The sequence below is a fragment of the Campylobacter concisus genome (assembly GCF_003048985.1).
Taxonomy (GTDB): domain Bacteria; phylum Campylobacterota; class Campylobacteria; order Campylobacterales; family Campylobacteraceae; genus Campylobacter_A; species Campylobacter_A concisus_AY.
In genome coordinates this window covers 67,607-75,539 of sequence record NZ_PIRS01000013.1, presented here as the reverse complement: position 1 = coordinate 75,539, position 7,933 = coordinate 67,607, and the positions used below count along the sequence as shown (strand labels likewise).

At 38.2% G+C, this 7,933-nt stretch carries 8 protein-coding genes; 3 read left to right on the top strand and 5 right to left on the bottom strand.

Features of this window, described 5'->3' with window-relative positions:
- Positions 1-177 precede the first annotated feature (177 nt).
- Genes CVS91_RS08990 through CVS91_RS08980 form a run of 3 tightly spaced genes read left to right on the top strand, consistent with a single transcriptional unit; the run spans position 178 to position 3,007 of the window.
- Positions 178-1,170, top strand: a complete 993-nt coding sequence (locus tag CVS91_RS08990) for a DctP family TRAP transporter solute-binding subunit (RefSeq protein WP_103571353.1) — start codon at positions 178-180, stop codon at positions 1,168-1,170.
- Positions 1,170-1,712 carry a TRAP transporter small permease gene (locus tag CVS91_RS08985; RefSeq protein ID WP_002941662.1) on the top strand — a complete coding sequence of 181 codons (543 nt, stop codon included), beginning with the start codon at positions 1,170-1,172 and terminating at the stop codon, positions 1,710-1,712. The genes CVS91_RS08990 and CVS91_RS08985 overlap by 1 nt, the downstream gene beginning before the upstream one ends.
- Before the next feature lie 11 nt (positions 1,713-1,723).
- Positions 1,724-3,007 carry a TRAP transporter large permease gene (locus CVS91_RS08980; RefSeq protein ID WP_103571351.1) on the top strand — a complete coding sequence of 428 codons (1,284 nt, stop codon included), beginning with the start codon at positions 1,724-1,726 and terminating at the stop codon, positions 3,005-3,007.
- Positions 3,008-3,032: 25 nt separating this feature from the next.
- Here CVS91_RS08980 and CVS91_RS08975 read toward each other — a convergent pair whose 3' ends face one another.
- From CVS91_RS08975 to CVS91_RS08960, 5 genes are all read right to left on the bottom strand, one after another.
- Positions 3,033-3,992 (bottom strand): GGDEF domain-containing protein, encoded by a 960-nt coding sequence (locus tag CVS91_RS08975; RefSeq protein ID WP_320205057.1) that lies wholly within the window; start codon positions 3,990-3,992, stop codon positions 3,033-3,035.
- Between the two features lie 82 nt (positions 3,993-4,074).
- A complete protein-coding gene (locus CVS91_RS08970) occupies positions 4,075-5,172 on the bottom strand; it encodes a GGDEF domain-containing protein (RefSeq protein WP_107831655.1) in 1,098 nt (365 codons plus the stop codon).
- 46 nt (positions 5,173-5,218) lie between these two features.
- Complete coding sequence (locus CVS91_RS10340) at positions 5,219-5,377, bottom strand: hypothetical protein (protein WP_002941615.1); 159 nt, start codon at positions 5,375-5,377, stop codon at positions 5,219-5,221.
- A gap of 10 nt (positions 5,378-5,387) precedes the next feature.
- Positions 5,388-7,232, bottom strand: coding sequence for a mechanosensitive ion channel domain-containing protein (locus tag CVS91_RS08965; protein WP_107831653.1), 1,845 nt, complete (start codon positions 7,230-7,232; stop codon positions 5,388-5,390).
- A complete protein-coding gene (locus CVS91_RS08960) occupies positions 7,225-7,869 on the bottom strand; it encodes a carbonic anhydrase (RefSeq protein WP_021086289.1) in 645 nt (214 codons plus the stop codon). Before CVS91_RS08960 ends, CVS91_RS08965 begins: the two co-directional genes overlap by 8 nt.
- Positions 7,870-7,933: the final 64 nt, after the last annotated feature.

Sequence of the window (7,933 nt, the reverse complement as noted above, 5' to 3'; positions counted from 1 at the left end):
ATGATAAATAAATTTTTACGTTAAATTTACACAGCATAAACTATCCATTTTAGATCAAAAATGTTACAAAAATACACATATAAAAATAAAGATATGTGAATTTATGAAACAAAATTTCTAAATTTTTATTTTTGAAATTTATAATGCACCTATCAAAACTATTACAAAGGATGAAAGATGAAATTCTTACAAGCTTTACTTTTTACATGTGCCATCAGTGGCTTAGCATTTGGTGCGGATAAGGTCTATACGATCAAATTTGCTCACGTTGTCGCAGCTTCTACGCCAAAGGGCAAGGCAGCTGACTTTTTTGCAAAGCGCGCTGAGGAGCTAAGTGGTGGCAAGATAAAAGTTCAAGTCTTCCCATCAGCTCAGCTGCTTGATGATGATAGAGTTTTTGGCGCGCTAAAACTTGGCAACGTTCAAATGGCAGCTCCTAGTTTTTCTAAATTTACACCTATTGTGCCGCAGTTTCAGCTATTTGACCTACCTTTCATCTTTAAAGATGCAGACCACCTTCATAAGGTTCAAGATGGCGCAGTTGGCGAGGAGCTAAAAGGCCTTGTGACTAAGAAGGGCTTTGTGGCGCTTGATTACTGGGATGCTGGATTTAAGCACTTTAGCTCAAGTAAAAAACCTATCCTTGTGCCAGAAGATGCAAAAGGACAAAAATTTAGAATCCAAAGCTCAAAAGTGCTTGAAGAGCAGATCAAAGCGATCGGTGGCAACCCACAAGTTCTGCCATTTTCAGAGGTTTATTCCGCGCTTCAACAAGGCGTAGTTGATGCGACTGAAAACCCACTTTCAAATTTCTATAACTCTAAATTTCACGAGGTTCAAAGCTCGCTCACACTCTCTCACCACGGATATCTAGGCTATCTAGTCGTTATGAGTGATAAATTTTGGAACAAACTACCAGATGATCTAAAGGCAAATGTAAAACAAGCTCTAAGCGAGGCTACAGCTTACGAGAGAGAAGAGACAGCTAAAGAGGACGCTCATGTCATAGCCGAGCTTGAAAAATATATAGCAGACACCAAAAAACTAGAAATTTTCAAGATAGACGACGCACAAAAAGCTGAGTGGGAGAAGACTATGCAGGCTATCTATCCTAAATTTTACGATGTCATCGGTAAAGAGCTTATAGAAAAAACAATCGAGACAAAATAATGAAAAATTTCATTAACGCTCTTGATATATTGATAGTCTCGCTCAATAAGACTATCGCCGTTTTAGGGCTAGCTAGTGGAACGCTACTAGCCTTTGCCAACGTCGTGGCTAGATACTTTTTTGACAAAAGCTGGTCATGGGCGAGTGAGCTATCAAACTACTTATTCATTTGGTCGGCGTTTTTTGCCGCAGCATACGGCTTTAACAAGGGCATTCACGTGAGCGTAACTATCTTGGTGGAGAAATTTCCACCAGCGCTTGCGAAGGCATGCCTGCTCTTTTCGCACATCTTAACGACTGTCTTTTTGATATTTATCGCGGTTTATTCGGTTGATTATCTTAAAATTTTGCACGAGATCGAGCAGATGATCATAGACCTTGGCATACCTCAATGGGTCCCTATGTTAGTGCTTCCAATAGCCTTTGTCACAGCTAGCTACCGCTCTGCTGAAAAAGCTATCAAAGTAGCTCTAACTCCAGCAGCAAATGTCGTAAATAACGAAGCGCACGAGCTAGCTCATGGTAGCGTAGTCAAAGACTAAGGAGAAAGAAGATGACAATAGCATTTTTATTTATCCTGCTTTTTGCGCTGATGCTAATAGGCGTGCCAGTCGCGGTTTCGCTAGGCACAAGTACCGTTTTAACGATGATATTTTTTACAGATATTGACATCGCTACGATCCCGCAGCTAATTTTTGATGGTATCAATAAATTTTCGCTAATGGCGATCCCGATGTTTATCTTGGCCGGAAATTTACTAAGTAAAGGCGGCTCAGCAAGACGTATCATCGACTTTGCAAAGTCTATGGTCGGACACTTGCCAGGCGGCTTGCCTATGAGCGCGATATTTGCCTGCATCATCTTTGCAGCGGTATCTGGAAGCTCGCCTGCGACGGTTGTAGCCATTGGCTCTATTATGTTTGCAGCGATAAAAGAGGCTGGCTATCCAAAAGAGTACGCAGTGGGCGGCATAACTACGGCTGGCTCGCTTGGAATTTTGATCCCACCTTCAGTTGTTATGATAGTTTATGGCGTAACTGCTGAGGTTAGTATCGGTAAGCTCTTTATGGCAGGCGTCGTGCCTGGTCTTATGCTTGGTGCTTTTATGCTCGTGCAAACCTATGTCGGAGCAAAAAAGCTTGGATTTAAAGCGACTAAGGCTGAGCCACTTAAAGCAAGAGTGCAGAAATTTGCAAAAGCATTTTGGGCTTTACTAATCGTTGTTGTGGTCATTGGCGGAATTTATGGAGGCATATTCACTCCGACTGAAGCTGCTGCGGCAAGTGCGGTTTACGCGCTATTTATCTCGCTTTTCATATATAGAGATATAAAGATAAGAGATCTTTGGGATATCTGCCTAGACTCAGCCCTTACAACAGCTATGATATTTTTCATCATCGCAAACGCCGTTGTTTTTGCATATTTGCTAACTAGCGAGCAGATCCCACAAGCGATCGCTTCGATGATACTTGATGCAAATATCGGCATGATAGGGTTCTTGATATTTGTAAATATCTTGCTCTTTATCATGGGTCAGTTTATGGAGCCTTCAAGCGTTATCATGATCATGGTGCCGCTCTTGCTTCCGATAGCTACGCAGCTTGGCGTTGATCCTATTCACTTTGGTATCATCTTGGTTGTAAATATGGAGATAGGTATGGTGACTCCGCCTGTTGGACTAAATTTATTTGTCGCAAGCGGTCTTACAAATATGAATTTAAAAGAGGTCATCATGGCGTGCTTGCCATGGACGCTAACCTTGTTCTTTGGCCTTATCTTGGTTACTTATATACCGCAAATTTCACTTTGGCTACCAAACATAATGTATGGACATTAAAATTTAGAGGCCTAGGCCTCTAAATTTATCCTTTTGGATCGTAATCCGCACTCATAACGATATTTTTACCATTACGCTTACCGACATAAAGTAGCTCGTCAGCTTGCTTGATCATGCGCTCGATATTTACCTCAGTGTTGCCACTATGTGCCACGACACCAAAGGTCATAGTAGCTATTATCCTATGGTTTTCAAATTCAACGACATTTTGATTAAGCGTCTCTCTGATACGCTCTAAGATGCTAACTGCTTTTGCCTTTTTAACGTCAAAGATAACAGCCAAAAACTCCTCGCCGCCAAAGCGAGCGACCCTATCTTCATTTCTGAAAGCATTTTTGAAAATTTTAGAAAGGCTCTTTAGCACTTCATCGCCTGCGCCGTGTCCGTAGGTGTCATTTATCTTTTTAAAGTTATCGATGTCGCACATCACGATAGCAAAGTCGTTGCCGTCAAATAAATTCTTTTGTCTAAAAATTTGTTGCATTGAGGCGCGGTTTAAAAGTCCAGTTAGTGGGTCGTGGTTAAAGACAGCTTTGGCTGATTCTTTCTCTTCTAAGATGCCTAAGAATATAAATAAATTTGAGCTCTCTAGCAAAAATGATGTTAGGACAGCAAACACACAAGATGCGGTTAGGTTAAATACAAAAAATATCTCTTTGTATAAAGGATCGTCCTTTGCTGGTAGATCTATCACTAGATAAAAAAGTAAAAAAGCCGCGATATCTAGCAAAGAGATAATTCTGCTTAACATTTTAAAGCTAACTGATAAGAAAAAGAGGCTAATTGTAGATGTTAAAAATAAAATTTCAAAGCCCCAGCCTAGACCAAGGATGAAGACGCAAAGTGAGGCATGGAGTAAAATTTCTACTTGCAAGATGAGCATTACGATCTTGTTGTTCTCTTCGCTATCAAAGAGTATCTTTAGTGCAAAAAGATATATGCTAACAGAAAGGATGTTTGCCACAGCCAAAATTTCTTCGCCCATGATACAAAATCCAATTATATAAAAAAGGTGTATTAAAAAAACTGAAAAAATAATGATCTTTAGTGATATATAAAGCGAAAGTTTAGGCATTGCCATAGTCTAAATGTCCTTTTTTTAATATGGCATATTCTATACGATCTTTGCCATTTTTCTTACCCTCATATAGCTTTTTATCGGCTATATTTATCACCGTATCCATATCTATACTTATACCACTTGCGCAAAGAACTAAGCCAAAAGTCATAGTCACCGCACTTTTATCTGGTAGCTTTACTTGTGATATCCTTGTGCTAAGTCTAGTTTCTACTTTTTTTAAGTCTTCAGTTTTAACATCAGGCAAGATAATTAGAAATTCTTCTCCACCCCACCTACAAATGACGTCATTTTCTCTAAATGTATCTTTTAAAGACAGCGCTATCTCTTTTAAAACCTTGTCACCCCAGTCGTGTCCGTAGGTATCGTTTATCTTTTTAAAGTTATCTATATCTCCTAGCATAACGACTAAATTTGTATCACTACTATTGTCTCGAAGCTCTATAAGCTTATTTTTTAGTGTATTTTCTATTGAGCGTCTATTAAAAAGACCAGTTAAAAAGTCATATTTGGCAACCCTCTCTATCTCATCTTTCTCTTCGCTGATCTGTTTATAGCCATTAGATGTAATCGCATCAGCAAACCCAGATAGCCTAAAAACAAGAAAAAAAGTAAATGCAATACTGCAACAGGTGATAAAGCGTTGAACTTGTTCAGAAACTACCATCGAAGAATCTTTGTATGAAAAATAGAGCCATAAAAGCACTAGAAGCTCAAAGATGCTAACTAAATAGGTAACTATCCTTTTATTAAAAGCTAAAAAGTAGCTTATAAAAATATCTCCAATTAGTATTATCCAAATGTTACAGTTCCAGCCCATATTAATAACGCCAGCAATAACAACAGCAGTTGTATTCATATGAAAAAGAGCTGATATTAGATACCTCTTTTTTACGTCAAATTTTAGCCTTAGTGGTATATTTATGCAAAAAAACAAGAGACAGATCAAAACAATTAATAGGCTTTCACTAAAAAAACCAAATACTAAAATAGCAAGCAAGTTACTTACTATCGCTACGTTTAATATCGTTTTGTAAATGTCATCGATAGCCTTATAGCTATCTTGCTCTATAAATTCCTGTATCAAGCATTCTCTCCGTTAATTTCATCCATTAAATTTAATTTAGATCATTTTAATACGAGTCGTAACTATCCTCATCCTCATCGCTATCTTCATAGTTGTAGTCATTTTCGTCGTAGTTATAGTCATAGCTATCGCTACTATCCTCATCCTCGTCGTTAAATTCAGAGTAGTCTTCTTCTACCTCTTCGTAGTCAAAATCATCACTCATTTTTCTCTCCTTAAATTTTATCTTTGATATTTTCGATATACAAGCTTTGGCTTGGGAATGCAAAATTTAGACCATTTTGCTTTAAAATATCCATAATTTTTAGCATTACATCTTGTTTTACGTCTAGAAAATCTCCCCAAACGATAGTTTTTGCAAAGCAATAAACTAAGATATTTATCGAGCTATCAGCAAAGTCATCAACAACGACAAATAAATTTGACTTATATCCAGCATAGTCATCAACTGAGACTATGTTTTGTCTGTATTTTAGGCCTCTTTTATTAGCCGCGATATCTTCGCTTTTAGCGATATCTGGGTGATTTATCAGCATATTTTTGATGTCATTTACACATTTTTTGATCTCTTCTGTAGTTGGTCCATACTCGATGCCAATAACCATTCTTATGCGTCTGCCGACCTTTCTTCTGCTCCAGTTTCTAACAGGATCGCTTGCTAGCTTTGAGTTTGGCACGAAGATAAGGGCATTATCAAAGCTTCTAACAGTCGTTTTTCTAAATCCTATCTCAACGACTGTGCCCTCGATGTCGCCACAAACTATCCAGTCGCCTTGTGAAAATGAGTTGTCAAAGAGCATCATAACAGAGGCAAAGAAGTTTGCGATGATGTCTTTAGCAGCGAAGGCAACGGCAAGACCACCGATACCAAGTGAGGCGATGAGCGCTGAGATATCAAATCCAAGCTTTTGAAGGATCAGTAAAAGTGTGATGATTAGCACGATCACGTAGATGACTTTCAGTGCTAGGTTTATCACCTCTTTACGCTTGCTTTTTTGCGCGATTTTGTCGATTATAGCGATGCCGTAGCCATTTAGTATGGTTAGAACAAGCCACGAAAATGCGACTATATATATGATAGAAAAGATATTTGCTACCGTTAGAGGCACTGGCACTGGGTAAAATCCAACGCCGATACAGATATTTAGCGCATAGATGATAAGAAGTGCTGAGATCGGCTTTTTCACGATATCAACGATCTGATTTTTAGCCTCTTTTACCCCTTCACCTGAAGCGATGAGTGACATTAGCCAGTAGGTTAGTTTGGCTAGAATTCTAGTTAGCGAGACGAAAAATAAAAATATCGCAACGATAACAACGATCTTGCCGATGTTAAATTTACTTGAATTTATGTCAGTTGTTTTGTTTATGTATTCGACTGCATCGACTAAATTTAGCTCAGACAAGAGCATGCTTGAGCTTAGAAGATCGGCGTTATTTTTAAGATAGGTTAAAATTTCTTCTTCACTCTCTTTTTTTAGCTCAAGGTCAAAAAAGGCGCTGTCATAAGAACCTGAAGTGTCATTTAGTGAGTCTTTTAGATCTTTTATGCTTACATAAGAATTTGTTTGTAAATTTAAAAGGCCATTATCTATCACATCTCTTATAGAATTTGCCTTAGCGCCCTTTTTAAAGACCTCTTCTAGGCTAATAAGCGCTGAGTAGTAAGCGTAATCAACCTTCATCTTCTCAAGCTCGATAGCACTTTGGATGTAGGCATCCTTGTTTGACTGCTTCTCAAGTCTAGCTACCTTTTTTTCTAGTGCCTCTTTTTGCAGATTGAATTTATTTATATCGCTTTGTGTTACCTCGATCTGCATGACGTAGTTTGGTATCTTTTCTAAAAGATCGCTCTTTTTCTTTTGAAGAGTGATCAAATTTGAGTTATCAACCTTTGAAGCGTTTATATCTTTTTGTTGAGATTTTATGATATTTATCTGGCTGTTTATGGTTTGAATTTGATTTGTTATGCTGACGATATCGTCTTCTTGCGTTACGTTGTTATCAGCGCCAAAAAGAGTTATGAAAGAAAGCAGGATAATGGCTAGAAATTTACGCATTTTCGCCTCTTTTATCCGCTAGAAGCTTAAACGTGCCTTCTTTTAAATCGTAGCTAAAAATTTCGCCAGTTTCTATGATGTAGTGCCAGCCATAAATTTGAAGCTTGCCACTTTCATACTCCTCTTTTACATTTGGATAGGTCATTATGTTTTCGATCGAATTTATCACGTTTAGCCTCTCAGTTAGCCATGCCATTTTGGCTGGATCGTCGCTTGTAAATTTAAGCACTTCTCGCTTGATAGGCTCGATTAGCCTGATCCAGTTTCTAACGTTTGGAGTGTTTTTAAGCTTCTTTTCATCAACATAAAGTGCCGCGCATCCACCGCAGTCAGAGTGTCCGCAGATAATGATGTTTTTAATGTTTAAAACTTCAAGCGCATATTCGATCGCCGAAGTAGTCGCCAAAAACTCTTCGCTCACTCTATATGGTGGCACGATGTTTGCGATATTACGCACCATGAAAAGCTCGCCTGGCAGGCAGTTTGTTATCAAATTTGGCACGACTCTTGAATCCACACAAGATATGAAAAGTGTATGCGGATCTTGTTTGTGTTGCAGACTTTTAAAGAGCTCTTCGTGCTCTAAAAAGCCATCTTCCATAAATTTTACTGCACCTTCAAGTATTGAATCATCCATAAAATTTATCTCCATTTTTTATATTTTTATCGCGATTATAGCAACTTTTATTTAATCAAAAAAA